Origin of the sequence: Pseudomonas sp. NPDC087612 (genome assembly GCF_044743505.1) — a bacterium.
In the GTDB taxonomy this organism is placed as follows: Bacteria; Pseudomonadota; Gammaproteobacteria; order Pseudomonadales; family Pseudomonadaceae; genus Aquipseudomonas.
This window is the reverse complement of the sequence record NZ_JBIUWO010000006.1, coordinates 79,805-102,504: the sequence shown is the minus strand read 5'-3', so window position 1 is coordinate 102,504 and position 22,700 is coordinate 79,805. Positions and strand designations below refer to the sequence as shown.

Genomic DNA, 22,700 nt, shown 5'->3' with positions numbered 1-22,700 from the left:
TTTGTGGGAGCCGGTCTTGCCGGCGATGCGGGCGACGCGCAATTTCAGAATTTCACCAACGCCTGCACCACCACCCCCAGCAACTCACACTGCTCGCTGCACAAGGCCTTGGGATAGGTCGGGTTGAGCGGGCGCAAGTAGCGCTGGCCGCCCTCCTCGCTCAACTGGCGAAAACTCGTTGCCGTGCTGCCTGGCGAACGCGCGATCACCAGTTTGCCGGGTTCGGCCGCAAGCCCGGTATCGACCAGGATCAGCATGCCCTCCGGCACGCTCAAGCCCAACGGCGCGGTCATCGCGTCGCCTTCGACCCTGAGCCAGAACGCCCGCCCCTGCGCTTTATAGTCGGTTGACTGCAACGGCGTGTCATCGGCCACCTCAACCGGGTCAAGATTGCCCCAGGCCAGAATCGGGTAGCGAAAATACAGTTCGTGCTGTAGGCCATCGGCGCCAGCCACAGTAGTCGGGTTGCCCGATACCGTGTAGGAACCGTTGCTTTCCGACACCTGATTGGGGAAAACCATCTGCAGCGGCGGCAGCCCCACTTCCACCAGAATCTGATTGAGCACCCGCAGTTTCGGCTCGCGCTCCTCGCGCAGCCAGTGGCCCACGGCGCCCTGGGTGACTCCGATGCGTTCGGCGAGATTTTCCTGCGTGACTTTCAGTTCACGCATCCTGGCTTTAACCAGGTCAGTCCATTTATCCATCGCTGGCACGATACGGACTGCCTTCTGGCGCTCAATACACATATTGTAGTATTTAAACAATAGTCATAACTACAGAGCGTATTAATATCTGCCAACACCTTTCATCGCTTACCCAAACAGCAGGCAGACGCATGAAACCGATATCCCCTGAAACGGACCTCAGCCTTGATTCCGAAGCATTAAGTAACAGTGATGCCGCCCGGCGCGCGCTGGATTACTACCTCAACCCGGCACCGGTGACCTTTGGCCCCGACGAGCCGCTGCTGGTCGCCCGTGAGGGCCTCAGCAGCGCCCAGGCCACCGCCCATGCCAGCAATATATTGCGCTGCGCTGCCGCCACCGCCTACGAATCGGCTGACGGCATGCAAGGCGTACCGCGCGACCTGGCGCTGGCGTCGATGCACATGATCAACATGGCCAGGGCCATGCTCGAGCGCACGGCAGCCAATCAGGAGCATTCCTGAGCCTGTTGCAGAACGTTACGTGGGAGTCGACCGAAGGCGGGTGCTGGTGTCCGCCGGTCAGGAGGGAGCGCACTGCGTAAAAGTTTTTACGCAATGACAGAAAATTCATTTGACTTGCAAATGATAACGATTATTATTGCTCACAACTGGTCGCGAGACTGGTTGGATAAACTGAAAGCCCTTAGGTCGGACTCTCAGATTATCTCCTCATCAGGCTAATCACGGTTTTTGACCCGGCTTTTTGCCGGGTCTTTTTTTTGGTCTTCAGGCTAATGAAGATGGGTGTTGCTTGAATGGCCGCGATGATAGCAAATGAATGTCGCACAGTGAATGGTTGTAACAGCGCTTTGCGGAATTAGCACTTGAGAATCAATCTCGTTACGAATAAGCTGTTGCAGCGTCAAGGAAGACGCCCCCACTCCACCGACCAGCAAGGAGCTTGTACATGACCCGTCTGTTGCTGCCCCTTGAACACAATCCCCTTTCCCACCATCTGGCGGACGATGCCCTGCTGCAGCGCCTGAAAAAGCTGCCGCGCCGCGTTCAACAGGTATTCCTCCTCAGCCGCCTCGATCAACTGTCGTTCGCCAGCATTGCCGAGCGCCTCGACCTCCCGGCCATCACTGTCGAGCGCCACATGAACCAGGCGCTGCAGATTGCCCGCGAAGAGCGCGACGCCCTGGCGAGCATCGCCGGCCAGTGGTACGTACGCCTGCAAAGCCCGGACGTGACGGCCAGCGAACGCATCGATTTTCGCCGCTGGCTAGACAGCGCCCCGGCACACCGCGAGGCGTTCCACGCCACCGAGCTGCGCTGGCGCTCGCTGCTGGCTCCGGCGCGCCAACTGGGCGAGGACGGCTGGTACCGGCAACCACGCGCCGCGCTGTCGCTGGGCGGTTGCTCGGTGGCCATCGGCCTGGGCCTGGCGGCATTGGCAGCGATCGGTTTCTGGTCCTGAGCCAGGCGTGTAGAGTAGTTGCCACAACAACTCTACATGGAGCCTGGTGATGACCGTGACGCTGTCCCCCCTGCACATCGACTGCGATTTCGATTCCGGCAACATCCTCGTCAAGGATGCCAGTGACCCTACACGGGTCCGCCTGGAGATCCGCCCCGACACCCGCAGCGAGCACTTCCAGTGGTTCCACTTCAAGGCTGCGGGGCTGACCCCGGGCCAGACCCATGGTTTTGTCCTGGAAAACGCCGGTGCCTCGTCCTACCACGAGGCCTGGAGCGGTTACCAGGCCGTGGCCTCCTACGACCAGCAACAGTGGTTCCGGGTGCCCACCACTTTCGACGGCAAGGCCCTCGAATTCAGCCTCAAGGCCGAACAGCCCCAGGCCTGGTTTGCCTATTTCGAGCCCTACCCACGCGCGCGCCACAATCAGTTGATTGAACGCGCCACCCGCCTGCCTGGCGTTGAACTGCTGGCCACCGGCCGCAGCGTCGAAGGCCGTGACATCCAGTTGCTGCGCGCCGGCGACGGCGCCGCAACCAAGCGCAAACTGTGGATTATCGCCCAGCAGCACCCGGGTGAGCACATGGCCGAATGGTTCATGGAGGGGGTGATCGACCGCCTGCAAGACAATGACCCGACGATCCAGGCCTTGCTGCAGGAAGCCGACCTGTACCTGATCGCGAACATGAACCCCGACGGCGCCATCCACGGCCACCTGCGCACCAACGCCAAGGGCCAGGACCTGAACCGCGCCTGGCAGGATGCGAGCATCGACAAGAGCCCGGAGGTATTCTTCGCCCAGCAGCAGATGAAGCTGCACGGCGTCGACCTGTTCCTCGACGTGCACGGCGACGAAGAAATCCCCCACGTGTTCACCGCCGGCTGCGAAGGCAACCCCGGCTACAACGCGCGTATCGCTGCCCTGGAAACCACCTTCCGCGACAGCCTGTGCAAGCGCACCGTGGACTTCCAGCAGGTCCATGGCTACCCGCGCTCCGCCCCTGGCCAGGCCAATATGACCCTGGCCTGCAACAGCGTCGGCCAGGCCCATGACTGCCTGTCGCTGACCCTTGAGATGCCGTTCAAAGACCACGACGACGCGCCCAACGCCGAAACCGGCTGGAACGGCCAACGCAGCAAGGACCTGGCCAGCGCCGTGCTCGACGTGTTCGCGAAGATGGCCGCTACCCTGCGCTAAACCTGCTGGCGAGCAGGATCAACCGCCCTGGCAGGCAAAGCAAAGACCTGCCGGGGCCTTCGAACCCTAAATGGCGGCCACCAACGCCTCCTTTAGGGAACCTGCGCCATGACCACCCGCCTCCCCCATTTGCTCAAGGGCACCAGCCTCAGCCTGCTGCTGGCCCTGCCCCCGGTTCAGGCACTTGAGCTGTATGCCGATGACGACACCCACCTGAACGCCAACTTCCTCGCCGTGTACGGCCTGTTCAACAGCCGCAAGAATTACGACGGCACCCCAGGCGGCTCGACCTGGCGCGAAGGCTTTATCAAATATGGCTTGAGCGCCGACCAGCGCCTGGGCGAACTGGGCACGGTTTATGGCACCGCCAACCTGGTCAGCTCGGCGACCTGGGGCGACGGCGATGCTGCCGGCATCAGCGATGGCAGCGAACGCACGACTAAATTCGACGAAGCCTTCGCCGGCTGGCGCTCGGGCAAACTGATCCCGGCACTGGGCGAGGATGGCCTGGACCTGTCGTTCGGTCGCCAGGTCATCACCCTCGGCGATGGCTTCATCATCAACGACGACGGCCTGAACTTCGGCAAGGGCCCGGCCGACGGCGAGCTCAATCGCGGCGGCGCCTATTATCTGGCCGCCCGCCATGCTTTCGACAAGACCGCAGTACTGCGCCTGGGCGCCAAGGATGGCCTGCATGGCAGCCTGTTGTGGATGAAGTCGGACAACCGCGCCCAGGCCAACAGCGAACTGGCCGCCGGCACCCTGGCCTACAGCGCTGCCCCCGGCACCCTGGAACTGACTTACATTCGCGGCCTGAATGTCGATGATCGCTATGCCAGCGAGTTCCAGAAACAACGTGAAGGCATGGACATCTACAGCCTGCGCGGCGCCGGTGATGCTGGGGTCGAGAACGCGCATTTCGCCTTCGAATATGCCTGGCAAAACAAGCACGCAGGGCCGGAGAAAGCCTGGTACGCCGAAGCCGGCTACACCTTTGCCGAGGTGCCCTGGCGCCCGGACCTGACCTACCGCTACAGCCGCTATTCCGAAGGCTGGGACTCGATGTTCAACGGCATGAACCGCGGCTACGGCACCTGGTTCCAGGGCGAGGTCACGGGCAACTATTCAGGCCCGTTCAACAGCAACAACGACGTGCACTTTGTCGGCCTCAAGGCCACCCCGGTCGAGGCCCTGACCCTGGGCGTGCTGCTGTTCAACTACAAGACCCTGCACGAGCGCGGCACGCTGAACCTCGACGGCCGCGAGCTGGACCTGTACGCCGAATGGGCGGTCAGCGAGCACCTGATCATCAGCCCGCTGCTGGGCCTGTACCAGCCGCGCAAGAGCAGCGATGACGGCGGCAACCAGGTTGGCGGCAATGGCACCAACGTCTACAGCCAGTTGACCATTGCCGTGCCGTTTTAAGCGGTGCCGTGGGCCTTGTGCTTGAGCTTTTCGGTGTCGACCCGGACGAACACCGAGTCGGCGCTGACGGTCAGCACGTCGTCGGCCCAGACTTCGCAGATCACCCGGCTCTTGCGCCCCACTTCACCCTCGACCCGGGCCTTGAGCAGCAGCTCGACGCCCATCGGCGTGGGTTTCAGGTAGGTCAGGTTGAGCTGGCCGGTGACGCAGTCGATACGCGGCAGGCTGCCCGGCTCGCGGCCTTCGGCGCGGTAGTGGTAGGCCATGGCGGTCCAGTTCGAATGGCAGTCGACCAGCATCGCCAGCAAACCGCCATAGACCAGCCCCGGCCAGCCGAGGAAGGTGCTGTCGGGCGAGTGCCGGCACAACAGGTGGATACCGTCGGCGTCCCAGTGGCTTTTCAGGTGCAGGCCGCTGGGGTGGGAACAGCCACAGCCGTAGCAGACGCCTTCGGGGGCGGCCAGTTCCTGCAGGGATAAGGCTTGGGTACTCATAGGCTTCCTGATTGTCTGTTTTTTAAAGGGAAAGCAACGCCGATAGTAACGCCGGACAACGAAAAAGCCCATGAACCGGTCATGGGCTTTTGCCGTGCCAAGCGCCGCGCTAGAGGCCTTTGGCCGATACCGACGGGCTGCCGGCCGGCTCGCTGGCCGGTGTTTTACGGCGGGTCAGCGAGATCAGCAGGATGGCCAGGGTCACCCCCGCGGTCATCAGGGTTTCATAGCGGTAGGCCGGGCTGATCAGCATGTAGCCGAGCACCAGGGTAATCAGGCCGATGACCAGCCAGGTCAGCCACGGGAACAGCCACATCTTGAACGCAAGCTCCGTGCCCTGGCGATCGGTGATGGCGCGCATGCGCAGCTGCGACACAGCAATCACCAGGTACACCAGCAAGGCGATGGCGCCGGTGGTCGAGAGCAAGAAGCCGAAGACCTTGCCCGGGAACACATAGTTGACCAGGCAACCGGCAAAGCCTGCGAAGGTCGAGAGAATCACCGCCACGGTCGGCACGCCATTGCCGGAGATACGCTTGGTCATCTTCAGCGCCTCGCCCCGCGAGCCCAGCGAGTAGAGCATGCGCGAGGCGGTATAAAGCCCCGAGTTCATGCAACTGGTCACCGCCACCAGCACCACTAGGTCGACCATCAGCTTGGCGCCCGGCACGTTGAGCACTTCCAGCACGCGCTGGAACGAGCCAACGGCCTTGAGGCCCGGGTCGTTCCAGGCTACCAGCGAAACGATGAAGAAGATCGAGACGATGTAGAAGATCGCGATGCGGTACACCACCAGGTTGGTGGCCCTGCGGATCTTGTCCTTGGGGTTGGACGTTTCGTCGGCGGCGATGGTGACGATCTCGGCGCCGAAGAACGAGAAAATGGTCACCAGCACGCCGCCGAGCACCGCGCCAAAGCCGTTGGGCATGAAGCCGCCAGTGGCCCACAGTTGCTGCACGCCGGAGACTTCGGCCAGTGGCCAGAAGCCGAACACCGCCAGGGTGCAGACGCCAATAAAGGCAAGAATGGCAATGACCTTGATCAGCGCGAACCAGTACTCGAACTCGCCGAAGTTCTTCACGCTGATCAGGTTGGTGCCCGACAGCACGATCATGATCAGAAAGGCGAACAGCCACGACGGCACGCCGGGGAAGTAGGCATGCAGGATATCGGCACCGGCAATCGCCTCGACCGGAATGATCAGCACCCAGAACCACCAGTACAGCCAGCCGATGGTAAACCCGGCCCAGGGCCCGATGGCCTGGCTGGCGTAGGTGGAGAACGAGCCGCTGTTGGGGTTGGCGATGGCCATCTCCCCGAGCATGCGCATCACCAATAGCACCAGCAGGCCGGTCATGGTGTAGGAAATCAGAATGGCCGGCCCGGCGGTGGCGATGGCCGTTGACGAGCCAATGAACAGCCCGGCGCCGATGATCCCGGCAATGGAGATCATCGACACCTGGCGCGAGGTCAGACCGTGTTGCAGCGAACGCTGTTTCTTTTGTTGTAGCGATGCCATGGGTAACCCTCTACTGGTAGGGTGAAAGCGTTTTTATTGTTCCACTGGCGGGATTGGTGGCGCGGCCATCGCTGGCAAGCCAGCTCCCACAGAATCCTTGTGGGAGCTGGCTTGCCAGCGATGGGGCCGACTCGGTATTCAGTCGAAGACAATCCCCTGCGCCAACGGCAGCTCGCGGGAATAGTTCACGGTATTGGTCTGCCGGCGCATGTAGGCCTTCCACGAATCCGAGCCCGACTCACGGCCACCGCCGGTTTCCTTCTCACCGCCAAAGGCGCCGCCAATCTCCGCACCGCTGGTGCCAATGTTGACGTTGGCAATCCCGCAGTCACTGCCCGCGGCGCTCTGGAAGCGCTCGGCTTCGCGCAGGTCGGTGGTGAAGATGCACGACGACAAGCCTTGCGGCACTTCGTTGTTCAGGCGCAGGGCTTCTTCGAACTCGTCGTAGGCCAGCACGTAGAGGATCGGTGCGAAGGTTTCATGGCGTACCACGGCGCTCTGGCCAGGCATCTCGACGATCGCCGGGGCCACGTAGTAGGCATTCGGGTACTGCTCCTGCAGCTGCCGCTCGCCACCGAATACCTGGCCGCCTTCATCGCGGGCCTGGGTCAGGGCATTGTGCATGGCGCTGAAGGACTGCTTGTCGATCAGCGGACCGACCAGGTTGTCCTTGCGCGGGTCGCCGATACGAACCTTGGCGTAGGCGGCTTTGACCCGAGCAACCACTTCGTCCTTGATCGAGCGATGGACGATCAGCCGGCGCAAGGTGGTGCAGCGCTGGCCAGCAGTACCGACGGCGCTGAAGAGGATGCCGCGCACGGCCAGATCCAGGTCGGCACTCGGTGCAAGAATCATCGCGTTGTTGCCACCGAGTTCGAGGATGCTGCGGCCGAAACGTGCAGCCACCCGCGGGCCGACTTCACGGCCCATGCGGGTGCTGCCGGTGGCGCTGACCAGCGGCACGCGCGGATCGTCGACCAGCGCTTCGCCGGCCTCACGATCACCGATGATCAACTGGCTCAGGCCTTCTGGCGCATCACCAAAGGCTTTCAGGGCTTTTTCGAACAGCGCCTGGCAGGCCAGCGCGGTCAGCGGGGTTTTCTCCGACGGCTTCCAAACCACGGCGTTGCCGCACACCAGTGCCAGGGTGGTGTTCCAGGCCCAGACCGCGACGGGGAAGTTGAAGGCGCTGATCACTCCAACCACCCCCAACGGGTGCCAGGTTTCACGCATATGGTGGCCCGGGCGCTCGGAGGCGATAGTCAGGCCGTAGAGCTGGCGCGACAGGCCGACGGCGAAGTCGCAGATGTCGATCATTTCCTGCACTTCGCCCAGGCCTTCCTGGGTGATCTTGCCGGCTTCGATCGACACCAGTTCGCCGAGCTCGGCCTTGTGCTTGCGCAGCACTTCGCCGAACAGCCGCACCAGTTCGCCACGCCGTGGCGCCGGCACATCACGCCAGCGCAAGAAGGCCCCATGGGCGGCGTCGATACGACGGGTTACTGCCGCTTTGTCTTCCAGGGTAAGCGCTGCGATCTGGCTGCCGTCGATGGGCGTAAAAACAGCATGAGTGCCGCCGTTATATAAACTTTCAGGCACGCCCAAACGGGTAAGTAGTTCAGCAACCATCTTATTATTCTCCTACAGCGGATACGGGTTGAAATCGTTGATGCAGGTCAGTATTAATCTATAGGGCCGCTGCTCACAAACGACCTTTTAGAAGCACATGATTCCGTAACGGAATGACCTCATCTCTTTTTCGCCAGGTTGACCCCGCCCATGTCCAAACGCCTGATGCCCTCCACCACCGCCCTGCAGTGCTTCGAAGCCGCCGCCCGGCACCTGAGTTTTACCCGTGCAGCCCAAGAGCTGCACCTGACCCAGAGCGCGGTGAGCAAGCAGGTCGCGCAGCTTGAAGAGATGCTCTCGCACCCGCTGTTCCAGCGCATCCGCCGGCGCCTGCACCTGACCCCGGCCGGCGCCCTGTACCTGGCCGAGGTGAACAAGATCCTGGTGCAACTGGACATGTCCAGCCGCTACATCCTCAGTTATGGCGGCGAGACCGAAGTGCTGCGCATCGCCACCCAGCCGACCTTCGGCGAGCGTTGGCTGGTGCCCAACCTCAAGGGCTTCGGCGAGCGCCATCCGCGTATTCACCTGGACATCCGCAACGAACTGGAACCCTTCGACCTGGTTCAGGCCAAGGCCGACATCGCCTTCTTTTTCGGCCAGGGCACCTGGCCCGGGGCAACCTGCATCGAGCTGTTCAAGGAGCAGGTGGTGCCGGTGTGCGCCCCGGACCTGCTGGCCCGGCAGCACTTCGACAGTGCCGAATCACTCACCGAACACCGCCTGCTGCAGTGCACCTCGCGGCCCGAGGCCTGGCATGAGTGGTTTCTCGGCCAGGGCCTGCACAGCCAGAACAGCTACCACGGCCCACGCTTCGACACCTTCTACATGTGCATCCGCGCCGCCCAGGCCGGCTGCGGCATCGCCCTTGTCCCGCGTTATCTGGTGGCCGAGGAGCTGGCCGAAGGCAAATTGGCGATCCCCTGGAACCACCCGAAAACCAGCGAGGGCTCGCATTTTATCGCCCACGCCGAGCATGCCGCCGAGGTGCCCAAGGTCCGCGCCTTTGTCGAGTGGATCGTTGAGCGCGTGGGCAGTGGCGGGCAAGTTCCGGAATTGAAGGAATGATTGCAATCCTTTATTTCGTTTGCACTGAATAACCGCGGCTCGCTTAGATAATAAGAAACTGCAGCGAGGCCGCGGGCAAATGAGTCACGAAACTATCAGCCAGTCTATTTCCGTAGTTCACCCTATTACACTGTCACACGGTAAAAACGCGGAAGTCTGGGACACCGACGGCAAACGTTATATTGATTTTGTCGGCGGTATTGGCGTGTTGAACCTGGGCCACTGCCACCCGCGAATTGTCGCCGCCATCCAGACGCAGGCCACGCGCCTGACCCACTACGCCTTCAACGCCGCCGGGCATGAGCCCTACATCGAGCTGATGCACCGGCTGGCGCAGTTCGTGCCAGTGTCTTACCCGCTCAGTGGCATGCTCACCAACAGCGGTGCGGAAGCTGCAGAAAACGCCCTGAAGATCGCTCGCGGTGCCACCGGCAAGACTGCGATCATCGCCTTTGACGGCGGCTTTCATGGCCGCACCTTGGCGACCCTCAACCTCAACGGCAAGGTCGCCCCCTACAAGCAGCGCGTCGGCGTGCTGCCGGGGCCGGTGTATCACCTGCCCTTCCCCAGCCAGGACAGCGGGGTGAGCACCGAGCAGGCGCTCGAGGCCATGCAGCGCCTGTTCAGCGTCGAGATCGACGTCAATGACGTGGCCGCCTTCATCTTTGAACCGGTGCAGGGCGAGGCCGGCTTCCTGGCTATGGAACCTGCGTTCGCCCAGGCCTTGCGCAGTTTCTGCGACCAGCACGGGATCCTGCTCATCATCGATGAAATCCAGTCGGGTTTTGGCCGCACCGGCCAGCGCTTCGCCTTCCCGCGCCTGGGCATCGAGCCGGACCTGCTGTTGCTGGCCAAGAGTATTGCCGGCGGCATGCCGCTGGGCGCGGTGGTCGGGCGCAAGGCGCTGGTCGACAACCTGCCCAAAGGCGGCCTGGGCGGTACCTACTCCGGCAACCCTATAGCCTGCGCCGCCGCGCTGGCCACCCTGGATGAAATGAGCGATGCCAACCTGGCAACCTGGGGCGAGCAGCAGGAAGCGGCGCTGCTCAGGCGCTTCGAACGCTGGCAGGCCAACAAACTTTCACCTTACCTGGGCCGCCTGACCGGCACCGGCGCGATGCGTGGCATCGAGCTGGTCAACGCCAATGGCAGTCCGGCCACGGCGCAGCTGGCACACCTGCTGGCATCTGCCAGGAGCGCCGGCCTGCTGCTGATGCCCAGCGGCAAGGCCCGGCACATTATCCGCCTGTTGGCTCCACTGACCATCGAGCCTGAGGTGCTGGAAGAAGGCCTGGATATCCTCGAACGCTGTCTCGGAGAACTGGCTTAACCCTGCAGCGGCCCGGGCCACTGCTCGACACCCGGAAGGTAGTGACGCGCCCTGAAGCCCCCGGCTTTCAGGGCCGTCACCGCATCGCGGGAAAACACGCACCAGGGCCCACGGCAATAGGCGACCACTTCCTGGCTGGCCGGCAGTTCTCCCAGGCGCTGCTGCAATTCGCTGAATGGAATATTGATCGCCCCCGGCAAGTGCCCCTGGGCAAATTCCTCGGCCGGGCGCACATCGAGCAGGGTCACGCTGTGCTCCTGCAAACGCTCAAGCAGCTCTTCCCTGCTGATCCCTTCCAGCTGGTCAGGCGCACTCAGGCTATCGCTCATCAGCTCGCGGATCGCCGCACGGTTGAACGCGGCCAATTGCCCGAGCGCCGCCAGCACCTCGGTGATCGGCCCGGCGCTGAGCCGGTAGAGCACGCGCTTGCCATCACGGCGGGTCTGCACGAAGCCGGCGCGGCGCAAGTGCTGCAGGTGCTGGGAGGCGTTGGCCACCGACAGCTGGCACTGCTGGGCCAGTTGCTCGACGGCCAGCTCACCGCCCGCCATCTGTTCGAGCAGATTCAGACGATGGGCGTGGCCAAGGGTCCGCGCCAGCTCGGCAATCTGCTGGTGTTGTTGGGTTTTCATATCAGTCATTGACAGCAAGGTAGCATTGGCCAATCATTCAATCAATCTATTGAATGTTATTAAAAGGAGTACGCCATGCTTGAAGGATTGACCCTTGCGATACTGATTGGCGTAACGGCCACCGCCATTGCCGATCTCTGGTCACTGTTCCAGTTGCGCGTGCTGGGCATGGCCGGGCCGAACTGGGGCTTGGTCGGCCGCTGGATTGGCCATATGCCGCGCGGGCAGTTCGCCCATCAGAGCATCGCCAAGGCGCCTGCGCTGGCCAACGAACGGCTGATCGGCTGGAGTGCGCATTACCTAATCGGTGTGATGTTCGCCGCTTTGCTGCTCGCCCTTTGCGGGCTGGAGTGGGCGCAACAGCCACGGTTTATGCCAGCATTTGTGCTTGGCCTGGCGACCGTGGCGGCGCCCTACCTGATCATGCAGCCCGGCATGGGCGCCGGTGTCTTTGCCTCGAAAACCCCCAGGCCGAATGTGGCGCGGGCACGCAGCCTGCTGGCCCATGGGGTGTTTGGCGTGGCCTTGTACCTGGCCGGGTTGTTCTGGGCCGGGCTGTTGTAGCCCAACTGATTACAGGCCCAGTTCTTGCGGAGTAAGCATGTCGCATTCAAAGGCGATCCAGCCGCCTTCCAGCTCGGCATGGCCGTTAACGATCGGGCCGTAGTAGCTCAGGCCGTTATCGAGGGTCACGCAGATGTGCGTCGCCTTGTCCGGAGCGGCCAGGGCACCGACAAAGTGGACCTTCTTCAGCGTCTCGGTAACGGCTTCAAGACCCACCCGAATTGCAACGTTTTCCACCGCTTCAACGTCTGCATGCAGGTCGTCGCTGACGGTTACGGCGGCTGTGTAGTTGTACATGGTCGAACTCCAACGACAATTCTATCGGCGTCTGCTGACGCTCACGGGCGCATAGGGTAATGGAGCGGCCCGGAAAAAGCCCGCGCCTATCGACGAGGCGACGCACGAAGGTACCCTCGGCCCGCCCCGGCTGGTATTGTGCCCCCCGGTAAAACCTGTCAGAGGAATGACATTGAGTGCTGAACAGAACCTGACCTCGGACATGTTCGAGGTCGACAAGCGCCTGGGGCTCAAGCCCGTGGTGGATTTCAACAACTACCTGCAAAAAGCCTTCGGCGACGGGCCTTGCACCTGTATCCGCTGCCGCACCAGCGGCGGTGACGAAACGGGCTACGAGTACCAGCACACCTTCGTGCTCGACGGCCAGACGCTCAACCGGCGCTTTGCCAACACCGCGGGCAGCGATGTGCTCAATGCACTGAAGAAGGCCTGGCTTTCGTACACCAAGGCCGATCTGCCGGCGCTGGGTGCGCTGGACCTGAGCGCAGTGAAAGGTTTTGTTGAACCGCAGCTGCACAAGCGCCTGCTGCCGTTGTTCCTGGCCAGCGGCCTGGTGCGTGAAGTCGACGGGCAGTGGATGCTGCAGGTGCAAGCCGGCGATTGAGTGCTTGGGGCTGCTTGCGCAGCCCATCGCCGGCAAGGCCGACTCCCACAGTTTTGAGCCTGCACAGCACCTGTGGGAGTTGGCCTGCCCCCTCAGCCACCCACCGCCAGCGCAAACGGCCCCTGCGCCAGTTGCTCACGCAAGAACGCCACGCAACTGCGGACCTTCGCCGAGCTACCCGAACGCGCCGCCGTCACCGCCCAGACATCCGCCGGCTGGTGATAGGCCGGCAACACCCTGACCAGCGCCCCCTCCTGCAAGCTGGCGGCCACATCCCAGTACGAAGCCATGATGATGCCGTGCCCGTCCATCGCCCATTGGCGGACGATATCGCTGTGGTTGGCGGCCATGGGCCCGGTGACCTTGACCGTTTCCGGCCCGCCCGGGCCGACCAGTCGCCACACGCCAAAGCGGTCGTCGCGGCTGCGAAACAGCAGGCAATCGTGCTGGGCCAGTTCCGCCGGTACCCGCACCGGGCCGCGCCGCGCCAGGTAATCCGGCGATGCCGCCAGCACCCGCTTGTTCTCGGCAATACGGTGAGCGATCAGGTGTTTTTCCTGCACCTCGCCGACGCGGATGTCGATATCGAAGTTCTCGCCAATCAGGTCGACCCGGCGGTCGAGCAGTTCCAGCCAGATATCCAGGGTCGGGTGACGCTTGCGCAACAGCGACAAGATCGGCGCGATGTGCTCGCGGCCCAGGCGCAGGCTGGTGCTGATACGCAGGGTGCCGCGCGGCTCGCTGTGGGCAGCGGACAACGACTCGAGCATCGACTCGACGTTCTCGAGAATCTTCTGCGCCCAGATGAACGCCGCCTCGCCGTCGCTGGTGATATTCACCCGCCGCGTGGTGCGGTTGAACAGCTTGACCCCCAGCAGGGTCTCGAGGGTGGCAATGCGCTTGCTGACATGCGCCGGCGACAGGCCGATCTCGGTGGCGGCGGCGATGAAGCTTGAGCGGCGCGCCACTTCGCAGAACAACTGCAGGTCGCGCAGCAGCGGTTCATTATTCGCTAATAGCGCATTCTGATTCTTCATCTGGCCCAATTATCTCCTGGGAGTTTTTTATTAGCCTCTCACAAAACCGCTGCCGCGGTCCGCATAACAATAACGAGAGCGCCATGAACAAACTTCGCATTGCCGTTGCCGGTGCCGGCCTGATTGGCCGCAGGCATATCGAACTGATCCAGGCCAGCGCCGAGTGCCAACTGGCCGCCCTGATCGACCCGGCCCCGGCCGCCGCCGAGCTGGCAGCCAGCCACGGCGCTGCCCTCTACCCTTCGCTTGAGCAACTGTTTGCCGAGCAGCGCCCGGACGGGGTGATCCTCGCTACGCCCAATCACCTGCATGTCGAAGGCGCCCTGGCCTGCGTCGACCACGGTGTTGCCGCGCTGATCGAAAAACCCGTGGCCCACACCCTGGAGGAAGGCAAGCGCCTGCTGGCGATCGCCGAGCAAAGCGGTGCGCGGCTGCTGGTCGGCCATCACCGTGCCCACAGCGCGATCCTCGCCAAGGCCCGCGAGGTAATCGCCGAAGGCTTGCTCGGCAACCTGGTGGCGGTGATGGGCAGCGCGCTGTTCTACAAGCCCGACGACTATTTCGACGCCGCGCCCTGGCGCCGGCAGCTCGGCGGCGGGCCGGTGCTGATCAACATGATCCACGAGATCGGCAACCTGCGTTCGCTGTGCGGCGAGATCGTCGCCGTGCAGGCCCAGGCTTCCAGCGCCACCCGTGGCTTTGCCGTGGAAGACAGCGTCGCCATCAGCCTGCGCTTTGCCAACGGCGCCCTCGGCACCTTCATGCTCTGCGACACCGCCGCCTGCGCCCGCAGCTGGGAGCAGACCGCGCGGGAGAACCCCGATTACCCCAGCTACGCCGACGAAGACTGCTACGTGATCTGCGGCACCCAGGGCACGCTGTCGATCCCGACCATGCGCCTGAAGTACTACGAGCAATCTGCCGAGCGATCATGGTGGAAACCCTTCAGCACCGCCGTGGCGCCGCTGCAAAGCGCCGACCCGCTGGCCCGCCAGCTGGCGCACTTCTGCCAGGTGGTGCGTGGCGAACAAGCGCCGCTGGTGAGCGTGCGCGACGGCCTGCGCAACCTGCAGATCGTCGAAGCCATCAGCAGCGCCGCGCGCAGCGGGCAGATCGTCGACACCGACAGCCTCTGAAGCCTTTTATCCAGTCCTACCGCTCCATAACAACAACAAACGGAGACAGACAGATGGCCAACCATCCCCAAGGGCTGCATGCAGCCCGGCAAACCAAGAAAGCCACGGCCAGCGGCTGGGTCGGCTCGGCGCTCGAGTACTACGACTTCTTCATTTATGCCCAGGCTGCGGCGCTGATTTTCCCGCAGATCTTCTTCCCTTCCAGCGACCCGAAACTGGCCATCGTCGCCTCCCTGGCCACCTACGGCGTCGGCTACCTGGCGCGCCCGGTCGGCGCCTTCGTGCTCGGCCACTGGGGCGATACCCGCGGGCGCAAGCATGTGTTGCTGCTGTGCATGCTGTTGATGGGCCTGGCCACCTTCGCCGTCGGCCTGCTGCCGACCTACAACCAGATCGGCTACTGGGCGCCAGTGCTATTGGTGGTGCTGCGCCTGGTCCAGGGCTTTGCCGTGGCTGGGGAAATCGCCGGTGCCAGCTCGATGATCCTCGAACATGCGCCGCCCGGGCGCCGTGGCTTTTACGCAAGCTTCACCCTGCAGGGCGTGCAGGCCGGCCAGGTGCTGGCGGCGGCAATCTTCCTGCCGCTGGCCTATTTCATGCCCGAAGAGGCCTTCAACAGCTGGGGCTGGCGCATCCCCTTCCTGCTCAGTGCCGCCGTGCTGCTGGCAGCATTCATCATCCGCCGCGAGGTCGAGGAGCCGGCGGCGTTCACCCAGAAAGTCGCCAAGGTGGTGCGCCAGCGCTCGCCCATCGGTGAAGCCTTCAAGCACAGCTGGCGCGGCATGCTGGTAGTACTCGGGGTGTCGCTGATGAACGTGATCCCGGTGGTGACCACCGTGTTCGGCGCCGCCTATGCGGTACAGCCGGCCTACGGCGTGGGTTTTGACAAGAGCGTGTACCTGTGGATCCCGGTGGTCGGCAACATCGTCGCAGTGCTGGTGATCCCCTTTGTCGGCAACCTCTCCGACCGCATCGGCCGCCGCCCGCTGATCATCGGCAGCGCCATCGGCTGCGGGTTGATGTCGTTCCTTTACCTCTATGCCATCAGCCTGCACAACCTGCCGCTGGCGTTTGCCGCCTCGCTGCTGATGTGGGGGATGATCTACCAGGGCTACAACGCCATCTTCCCAAGCTTCTTCCCCGAGCAGTTCCAGACCCATTACCGGGTCTCGGCCATGGCCGTGGCGCAGAACATCGGCTACATGATCACCGCCTTGCTGCCGGCGCTGTTCACCGCCGTGGCGCCGCCGGGCTCCGACAACGTGCCGATGCTGATCGGCGCCATCACCTGCCTGGTCACCGCGCTGTCGGCCATCGCCGCCTGGAGCGCCCCGGAAACCTACCGCACGCCCATCGACCAACTCGGCAAGGCCGACGCGGTGAGCCTGGACAAACCCACCTACGACGCCCTGCGCGCCAACGCCCTGACTGGAAACCAGCCATGAATACCCTGCTCGTGCTCAACGGCCCCAACCTGAACATGCTCGGCCTGCGCCAACCCGAAGTCTACGGCCGCGAAACCCTGGCCGATGTCGAAAACCTCTGCCAGCAGGCCGCCCGGCGCCTGGAACTGAAGCTTGAATTCCAGCAGACCAACCACGAAGGCCAACTGATCGACTGGATTCACCAGGCCCGTGGCCGGGTCGCCGGAGTCGTCATCAACCCCGGCGCCTGGACCCACACCTCGGTGGCAATTCACGACGCTTTGATTGCCGCCGAGGTACCGGTGATCGAGGTGCATATCTCCAACGTCCACCGCCGCGAAGCCTTCCGCCACCACTCCTATGTATCGCTGGTGGCCAAGGCGGTGCTGGCCGGTTTCGGCACTCACGGCTACGTGCTGGCGATCGAACATTTTGCCCGCGAACTCAAGCACGCCAACGGAGGCGCCCAATGAAAACCATGGCCAACCCACAACAACGACTGCGCCTGGGCTTTGTCGGCGGCGGCCTGGAGTCGTCGATCGGTTCGACTCACCGCTATGCAGCGTCTCTGGACGGCCATTACCAGCTGGTCGCCGGGGTCTTCGCCCGCGACCCCGAGCGCAACCTGGCCGCGGCCCAGGCCTATGGCGTGGCGCCAGAGCGCGCCTATGCCGATTTTGAAGCCATGGCCAGGGCCGAAGCCGCCCGCGCAGACGGCATCCAGGTGGTGTCGATCATGGCGCCCAATGCCGTGCACGTACCGGCGAGCCTTGCGTTTCTCAAGCACGGTATCGACGTCATCTGCGACAAGCCGCTGGCGGCGAACCTTGCCCAGGCCAATGCCCTGCTCGATCAGGTTCGCCAAGGCCCGGCCCTGCACCTGCTGACCCACAACTACAGCGGCTACCCGTTGATTCGCGAAGCCCGCGAACTGATCGCTCAGGGTGCGATCGGCGAGGTGCGCCTGGTGCAGGTCGAGCACGCCAGCGCCTTCGGCACCCACCCGCTGGAGCAGCAAGGGGTCAAGGCCCTGGCCTGGCGCACCGACCCCAGCCAGGCCGGCGCTTCGTCGGTACTGGCCGATGTCGGCGTGCATGCCCACCAACTGCTGCGCTTTGTAACAGGCCAGGAGGTCAGCCAGGTCTCGGCCGAGCTCAGCACCCTGGTGCCGGGCCGCGTCTCGGACGACAACGCCCACGTCAAACTGCGCCTGAGCGGCGGCGGCCGAGGCCTGCTATGGGCAAGCTTCGTCGCTGCCGGCCAGCGCCATGGCTTGCAGATCCGGATCTTTGGCTCGAGCGGCTCGCTGTACTGGCACCAGGAACAACCCGAGCGCCTCGAACTGCGCCACCAGGACCAGCCGCACCAGGTGCTGCGCCGGGGTGAAAGCTGGCTCAGCGATGCCGCCAGGCAAGCCACGCGAATCAAGGCCGGCCAGCCCGAAGGCCTGCTCGAAGCCTTCGCCAACATCTACAGCGACGCCGCCGAACTGATCAAGGCCCGCCGCGAACAGCGCGCCCCGGCGCCCTTGGCACGCCTGTGCCCGACCGCTGAAGACGGCCTGCGCGGCATGGCATTTATCGAGGCGTGTGTGCAGTCGGATCGCCAGGAGGGGCGCTGGATCGAAGTCAGTTGAGCGCACACTCGCGCAACCACTCAATCATCACCCGCAAACGCAGCGGTAACCTCTCCCGCGGCGGATGCACCAGGTAGTAACCCTGCCCCGCCGTCTGGCTGAAGCCCCCCAGGGGCAGGATCAACGCGCCCTGGTCCAGCAACGGTTGCACCAGGCGCCGGCGACCGATGGCCACGCCGGCATGGTGGCTGGCGGCGGCGCTGCACAGGTCGGAGCGGTCGAAGGTCAGGTGGCGGGCGGGCAGGTGCTGGCCTACGCCCTGCTCGCCGGCCCAGCGTTGCCACTCGGCGTCGAAGGCGGCATGTTCCCAGGCCAGGGCATCGTGCAGCAAGGTGCACTGGGCCAGGCGGCCGGGGTGGTCGATCAGGCCGTGGCGCTCGGCATACTGCGGGCTGCACACCGGGGCGACGTGCTCATCCATCAACAACTGGCTGGCCAGCCCGGGAAACTCGCCATGGCCATACAACAAGGCCAGGTCCACCGGGCGGGTGCGAAAATCCACCGGCTCGTTGCCGGTGCGGATGTCCAGGCTGACCTGCCGATAGCGCTGCTGGAAATCCGCCAGGCGCGGCACCAGCCAGTGCTGGGCCAGCGACGGCCGCACATACAGGCTCAGGGCACCGCTGACTTCTTCAGTCGACGGTTGCAGGGCTTCTTGCAGTTGCGCTTCCAAGCCTTGCAGCACCTGATAGAGGCGCTCGCCTTCAGCGGTCAGGCGAATGCGCCGGGTCAGGCGTTCGAACAGGCGCAACGCCAGGGCTTGCTCCAGGCGGGCGATGCGATGGCTGACGGCGCTGGCAGTCAGGCACAGCTCTTGCGCGGCCTGACTGAAGCTCAGGTGCCGGGCAACCGCGACAAAGGTGTGCAGGTTGGCGAACTGGGCACCGCTCAAGCGGCTGCCAAGGCGATCGGGCAGGTTGAGCATGGTCAGTTACCGGCAAGTTCTGCGCGGCCCCTGGCCAGGTAGCGGTCCATCTCCTCGCGCGGCACCATGCTGCCGCCGGTGCCCCACACCAGGTGGGTGGCGCGGGCCATGCGCGCCTCACTCAAGCCCAGGCGCTGACGGTAGCCCTGCTGCTCCTGCAGCACAGTGCACATGCCCGCGAGCCCGGCCAGCGCTGACGGCTCGAGTTCGATGCCCTCACACGCCTGCATCTGCGCCAGCTGGCGGTACAGGGTGGCGTCGCTGACGGTGTAGTAGCCATCGACCAGGCGCTGCAACGAACGGCCGACAAAACCCGAGGGCCGGCCCACCGCCAGGCCGTCGGCGGCGGTCTGGTTGTCGATGCCGAAGTCGTACACCGACACCGCGTCGTGCAGGCCGGTGTACACGCCTAGGAACATGCACGGCGAGTGGGTCGGCTCGGCGAACAGGCAATGTACTGCGTCGCCAAAGATCTGCTTGAGGCCAAAGGCCACGCCGCCAGGCCCCCCGCCGACGCCGCAAGGCAGGTAGACGAACAGCGGGTGCTCGGCATCCACCACGATGCCCTGTTCCGCCAACTGGCGCTGCAGGCGCTCGGCGGCCACGGCGTAACCGAGGAACAGGTTCAGCGAGTTTTCATCATCGACGAAGTGACAGTGCGCATCGCCCTCGGCCTCCTTACGGCCCTGCTCCACCGCCACGCTGTAGTCGGCGCTGTACTCGCGCACCTCGACGCCGCAGGCGCGCAGGCGCTCCTTTTTCCACTGGCGGGCATCGGCAGACATGTGCACGGTGGCCTTGAAACCCAGGCGCGCGCTGATGATGCCGATCGACAAGCCCAGGTTGCCGGTGGAGCCGACCGCCACGCTGTACTGGCCGAAGAACGCCCGGGCGGCATCGCTGTCGAGCCTGGCGTAGCTGTCGCCCGGTTGCAGCAGGCCACCTTTGAGGGCCAGGTCTTCGGCATGCTTGAGCACTTCATAGATGCCGCCGCGGGCCTTGATCGAACCGGAAATCGGCAGCAGGTTATCGGCCTTGAGCCACAGCGCGCCGTTCACTGGCAATTGCTGCTCGGCGCACAGCACCGCCTGCAACGCGTGTAGCGCCACCAACGGCGATTCGATGATGCCGGCGCTGGCCGAGGTTTCGGGGAATGCCGAGGCGATGAACGGGGCAAAGCGTTCGAGCCGCGCGCTGGCCTCACGGATATCCGCGGCGGTCAGCGCCACGTCAGCGAGGGCTTCGGCGCTCGGCGCCAGGGCCGGGTTGAACCAGCAGGTCGGGCGCAGCGCCACAAGACCTGCGATCAGCGGATGACTTTGGCACCAGGCAGTAACGGATTTTTCCAGCGGCATCGGGCAGCTCCATGAGGCGAATACAGCGATTAAGCGACAGCCCCGGGCGCTTTACAACCGATGCCTGCTCAGCCCATGGATGAACCTGCTTCAGCCATGGCCCGCCGTGCAAGGCGCTGCACTTCTGCTACCTTGGGAATACCCTCTTCTTGTGCATTACACACAGGTGACCCCTCATGGCGCGCACCACCCCTATCGAGCTGTACCGCAACATCGGCATCGTCGCCCATGTTGACGCCGGCAAGACCACCACCACCGAACGCATCCTGTTCTACACCGGGGTCAACCACAAGATGGGCGAGGTGCACGACGGCGCCGCGACCATGGACTGGATGGCCCAGGAGCAAGAGCGCGGCATCACCATCACTTCGGCGGCGACCACGGCGTTCTGGCAGGGCTCGACCAAGCAGTTCCCCGACAAGTACCGCTTCAACATCATCGACACCCCCGGCCACGTCGATTTCACCATCGAGGTCGAGCGCTCGCTGCGCGTGCTCGACGGCGCGGTGGTGGTGTTCAGCGGCGCCGACGGCGTCGAGCCGCAATCGGAAACAGTCTGGCGCCAGGCCAACAAGTACCATGTACCGCGCCTGGCCTACGTCAACAAGATGGACCGCCAGGGCGCGGACTTCCTGCGCGTGGTCAAGCAGATCGACCAGCGCCTGGGCCACCACCCGGTGCCGATCCAGCTGTCGATTGGCGCCGAGGAACACTTTGCCGGGCAGATTGACCTGGTGAAGATGAAGGCCATCTACTGGAACGACGACGACCAGGGCACCAGCTACCGCGAAGAAGAGATTCCCGCCGACATGCTCGCGCTTGCCAACGAATGGCGCGCGCACATGGTCGAGGCCGCCGCCGAGGCCAACGACGAGTTCATGGAGCTGTACCTCAACGGCCAGGAGCTGAGCAACGAGCAGATCAAGGCCGGCCTGCGCCAGCGCACCCTGGCCAACCAGATCGTCCCGGCGATCTGCGGCTCGTCGTTCAAGAACAAGGGCGTGCCGCTGATGCTCGACGCGGTCATCGACTACCTGCCGGCGCCCTCGGAAATCCCGGCGATCAACGGCACCGACCCGGACCACGAAGACAAGCACCTGGAACGCCATGCCGACGACAACGAACCGTTCTCGGCGCTGGCGTTCAAGATCGCCACCGACCCCTTCGTCGGCACCCTGACCTTCGCCCGGGTCTACTCCGGCGTGCTCAGCTCCGGCAATGCCGTGCTCAATTCGGTCAAGGGCAAGAAGGAGCGGATCGGGCGCATGGTGCAGATGCACGCCAACCAGCGCGCCGAGATCAAGGACGTGTGCGCCGGCGACATCGCCGCGCTGATCGGCATGAAGGACGTCACCACCGGCGACACCCTCTGTGACATCAACCAGCCGATCATCCTCGAGCGCATGGACTTCCCCGACCCGGTGATCTCGGTGGCGGTCGAGCCGAAAACCAAGGCCGACCAGGAGAAAATGGGCATCGCCCTGAGCAAGCTGGCCCAGGAAGACCCGTCGTTTCGCGTGCGCACCGACGAAGAGACGGCGCAGACGATCATCTCCGGCATGGGCGAGTTGCACCTGGACATCATCGTCGACCGCATGCGCCGCGAGTTCGGCGTCGAGGCCAATATCGGCAAGCCGCAGGTGGCCTACCGCGAGAAGATCCGCAATACCTGCGAGATCGAAGGCAAGTTCGTTCGCCAGTCCGGCGGTCGCGGCCAGTACGGCCACTGCTGGATCCGCTTCGCCCCGGGCGATGAAGGCAAGGAGGGCCTGGAGTTCGTCAACGAAGTGGTCGGCGGCGTGGTGCCGCGTGAATACATCCCGGCGATCCAGAAAGGTATCGAAGAACAAATGCAAAACGGCGTGCTCGCCGGTTATCCGCTGATCGGCCTCAAGGCCACGGTGTTCGACGGCTCGTACCACGACGTCGACTCCAACGAGATGGCCTTCAAGGTCGCCGCCTCCATGGCCACCAAACAGCTGAAGGATAAAGGCGGTGCAGTACTGCTGGAGCCGGTGATGAAAGTCGAAGTGGTGACCCCCGAAGAATACCAGGGCGACATCATGGGCGACCTCAGCCGGCGCCGCGGGATGATCCAGGAAGGCGGCGAGACCCCGGCGGGCAAGGTAGTGCGCGCGGAAGTGCCGCTGGGCGAGATGTTCGGCTACTCCACACAGATGCGCTCGATGACCCAGGGCCGCGCCAGCTACACCATGGAGTTCACCAAGTACGCCGAGGCGCCGGCGAGCATCAGTGACGCGATTATCAAGAAACAGGGCTGATACGGCGACCGCTTCACGG

General features: G+C 64.0%; 22 protein-coding genes. 13 read left to right on the top strand and 9 right to left on the bottom strand.

Going from position 1 to position 22,700, the window contains the following annotated elements:
- Window positions 1–44 precede the first annotated feature (44 nt).
- Entirely contained in the window at window positions 45–704 is a 660-nt protein-coding gene (locus ACIOVF_RS14080) for a LexA family transcriptional regulator (RefSeq protein ID WP_045198513.1), read from the bottom strand.
- 131 nt (window positions 705–835) lie between these two features.
- Here ACIOVF_RS14080 and ACIOVF_RS14075 point away from each other — a divergent pair, with 131 nt between their 5' ends.
- The 4 genes from ACIOVF_RS14075 (at window position 836) to ACIOVF_RS14060 (ending at window position 4,749) form a co-directional block, all read left to right on the top strand.
- Entirely contained in the window at window positions 836–1,168 is a 333-nt protein-coding gene (locus tag ACIOVF_RS14075; protein ID WP_045198511.1) for a DUF6124 family protein, read from the top strand.
- Between the two features lie 445 nt (window positions 1,169–1,613).
- Window positions 1,614–2,126 carry a DUF4880 domain-containing protein gene (locus ACIOVF_RS14070; protein WP_045198509.1) on the top strand — a complete coding sequence of 171 codons (513 nt, stop codon included), beginning with the start codon at window positions 1,614–1,616 and terminating at the stop codon, window positions 2,124–2,126.
- Window positions 2,127–2,175: 49 nt separating this feature from the next.
- Window positions 2,176–3,324 carry a M14-type cytosolic carboxypeptidase gene (locus ACIOVF_RS14065; RefSeq protein ID WP_401290147.1) on the top strand — a complete coding sequence of 383 codons (1,149 nt, stop codon included), beginning with the start codon at window positions 2,176–2,178 and terminating at the stop codon, window positions 3,322–3,324.
- Between the two features lie 108 nt (window positions 3,325–3,432).
- A complete protein-coding gene (locus tag ACIOVF_RS14060; RefSeq protein WP_401290144.1) occupies window positions 3,433–4,749 on the top strand; it encodes a hypothetical protein in 1,317 nt (438 codons plus the stop codon).
- Here ACIOVF_RS14060 and ACIOVF_RS14055 read toward each other — a convergent pair.
- The 3 genes from ACIOVF_RS14055 to ACIOVF_RS14045 form a co-directional block, all read right to left on the bottom strand.
- A complete protein-coding gene (locus tag ACIOVF_RS14055) occupies window positions 4,746–5,243 on the bottom strand; it encodes a PaaI family thioesterase (protein WP_045198503.1) in 498 nt (165 codons plus the stop codon). The genes ACIOVF_RS14060 and ACIOVF_RS14055 overlap by 4 nt on opposite strands.
- Window positions 5,244–5,352: 109 nt before the next feature.
- On the bottom strand, window positions 5,353–6,762 hold the full coding sequence (locus ACIOVF_RS14050; RefSeq protein ID WP_195883836.1) for an amino acid permease: 1,410 nt from the start codon (window positions 6,760–6,762) through the stop codon (window positions 5,353–5,355).
- 138 nt (window positions 6,763–6,900) lie between these two features.
- Complete coding sequence (locus ACIOVF_RS14045; RefSeq protein ID WP_401290140.1) at window positions 6,901–8,391, bottom strand: aldehyde dehydrogenase family protein; 1,491 nt, start codon at window positions 8,389–8,391, stop codon at window positions 6,901–6,903.
- Window positions 8,392–8,541: 150 nt separating this feature from the next.
- Here ACIOVF_RS14045 and ACIOVF_RS14040 point away from each other — a divergent pair, with 150 nt between their 5' ends.
- Together ACIOVF_RS14040 and ACIOVF_RS14035 are read left to right on the top strand one after the other, a co-directional pair.
- Entirely contained in the window at window positions 8,542–9,459 is a 918-nt protein-coding gene (locus ACIOVF_RS14040; protein WP_045196844.1) for a LysR substrate-binding domain-containing protein, read from the top strand.
- A gap of 79 nt (window positions 9,460–9,538) precedes the next feature.
- Window positions 9,539–10,789: an aspartate aminotransferase family protein gene (locus tag ACIOVF_RS14035; RefSeq protein ID WP_401290137.1), complete on the top strand. Its 1,251-nt coding sequence runs from the start codon at window positions 9,539–9,541 to the stop codon at window positions 10,787–10,789.
- Here ACIOVF_RS14035 and ACIOVF_RS14030 read toward each other — a convergent pair.
- On the bottom strand, window positions 10,786–11,421 hold the full coding sequence (locus ACIOVF_RS14030; protein ID WP_401290135.1) for an ArsR/SmtB family transcription factor: 636 nt from the start codon (window positions 11,419–11,421) through the stop codon (window positions 10,786–10,788). The genes ACIOVF_RS14035 and ACIOVF_RS14030 overlap by 4 nt on opposite strands.
- A gap of 75 nt (window positions 11,422–11,496) precedes the next feature.
- Here ACIOVF_RS14030 and ACIOVF_RS14025 point away from each other — a divergent pair, with 75 nt between their 5' ends.
- Window positions 11,497–11,985 (top strand): DUF2938 domain-containing protein, encoded by a 489-nt coding sequence (locus ACIOVF_RS14025; RefSeq protein WP_258610465.1) that lies wholly within the window; start codon window positions 11,497–11,499, stop codon window positions 11,983–11,985.
- A gap of 9 nt (window positions 11,986–11,994) precedes the next feature.
- On the opposite strand, the gene ACIOVF_RS14020 is transcribed toward ACIOVF_RS14025, so the two are convergent.
- Window positions 11,995–12,282, bottom strand: a complete 288-nt coding sequence (locus ACIOVF_RS14020; RefSeq protein WP_401290133.1) for a hypothetical protein — start codon at window positions 12,280–12,282, stop codon at window positions 11,995–11,997.
- 166 nt (window positions 12,283–12,448) lie between these two features.
- On the opposite strand from ACIOVF_RS14020, the gene ACIOVF_RS14015 reads away from it, so the two are divergent.
- Window positions 12,449–12,886: a hypothetical protein gene (locus ACIOVF_RS14015; protein WP_401290130.1), complete on the top strand. Its 438-nt coding sequence runs from the start codon at window positions 12,449–12,451 to the stop codon at window positions 12,884–12,886.
- Between the two features lie 92 nt (window positions 12,887–12,978).
- On the opposite strand, the gene ACIOVF_RS14010 is transcribed toward ACIOVF_RS14015, so the two are convergent.
- A complete protein-coding gene (locus ACIOVF_RS14010) occupies window positions 12,979–13,923 on the bottom strand; it encodes a LysR family transcriptional regulator (protein ID WP_045196831.1) in 945 nt (314 codons plus the stop codon).
- Window positions 13,924–14,006: 83 nt separating this feature from the next.
- Between ACIOVF_RS14010 and ACIOVF_RS14005 the strand changes: the two genes are divergently transcribed.
- Genes ACIOVF_RS14005 through ACIOVF_RS13990 form a run of 4 tightly spaced genes read left to right on the top strand, consistent with a single transcriptional unit; the run spans window position 14,007 to window position 18,119 of the window.
- Window positions 14,007–15,059: a Gfo/Idh/MocA family protein gene (locus ACIOVF_RS14005; protein ID WP_401290127.1), complete on the top strand. Its 1,053-nt coding sequence runs from the start codon at window positions 14,007–14,009 to the stop codon at window positions 15,057–15,059.
- Between the two features lie 53 nt (window positions 15,060–15,112).
- Window positions 15,113–16,504 carry an MFS transporter gene (locus tag ACIOVF_RS14000; protein ID WP_401290125.1) on the top strand — a complete coding sequence of 464 codons (1,392 nt, stop codon included), beginning with the start codon at window positions 15,113–15,115 and terminating at the stop codon, window positions 16,502–16,504.
- A complete protein-coding gene (aroQ, locus tag ACIOVF_RS13995; RefSeq protein WP_045196826.1) occupies window positions 16,501–16,956 on the top strand; it encodes a type II 3-dehydroquinate dehydratase in 456 nt (151 codons plus the stop codon). Before ACIOVF_RS14000 ends, aroQ begins: the two co-directional genes overlap by 4 nt.
- Window positions 16,953–18,119 carry a Gfo/Idh/MocA family protein gene (locus ACIOVF_RS13990; protein ID WP_401290122.1) on the top strand — a complete coding sequence of 389 codons (1,167 nt, stop codon included), beginning with the start codon at window positions 16,953–16,955 and terminating at the stop codon, window positions 18,117–18,119. The genes aroQ and ACIOVF_RS13990 overlap by 4 nt, the downstream gene beginning before the upstream one ends.
- Here ACIOVF_RS13990 and dsdC read toward each other — a convergent pair.
- Complete coding sequence (gene dsdC / locus ACIOVF_RS13985; RefSeq protein ID WP_401290119.1) at window positions 18,112–19,044, bottom strand: DNA-binding transcriptional regulator DsdC; 933 nt, start codon at window positions 19,042–19,044, stop codon at window positions 18,112–18,114. The two genes, ACIOVF_RS13990 and dsdC, sit on opposite strands and share 8 nt — an antisense overlap.
- Before the next feature lie 2 nt (window positions 19,045–19,046).
- Window positions 19,047–20,399: a D-serine ammonia-lyase gene (locus ACIOVF_RS13980; protein WP_213601548.1), complete on the bottom strand. Its 1,353-nt coding sequence runs from the start codon at window positions 20,397–20,399 to the stop codon at window positions 19,047–19,049.
- Between the two features lie 176 nt (window positions 20,400–20,575).
- On the opposite strand from ACIOVF_RS13980, the gene fusA reads away from it, so the two are divergent.
- Window positions 20,576–22,681, top strand: coding sequence for an elongation factor G (gene fusA / locus ACIOVF_RS13975; protein WP_401290116.1), 2,106 nt, complete (start codon window positions 20,576–20,578; stop codon window positions 22,679–22,681).
- The last annotated feature ends 19 nt before the right edge of the window (window positions 22,682–22,700 follow it).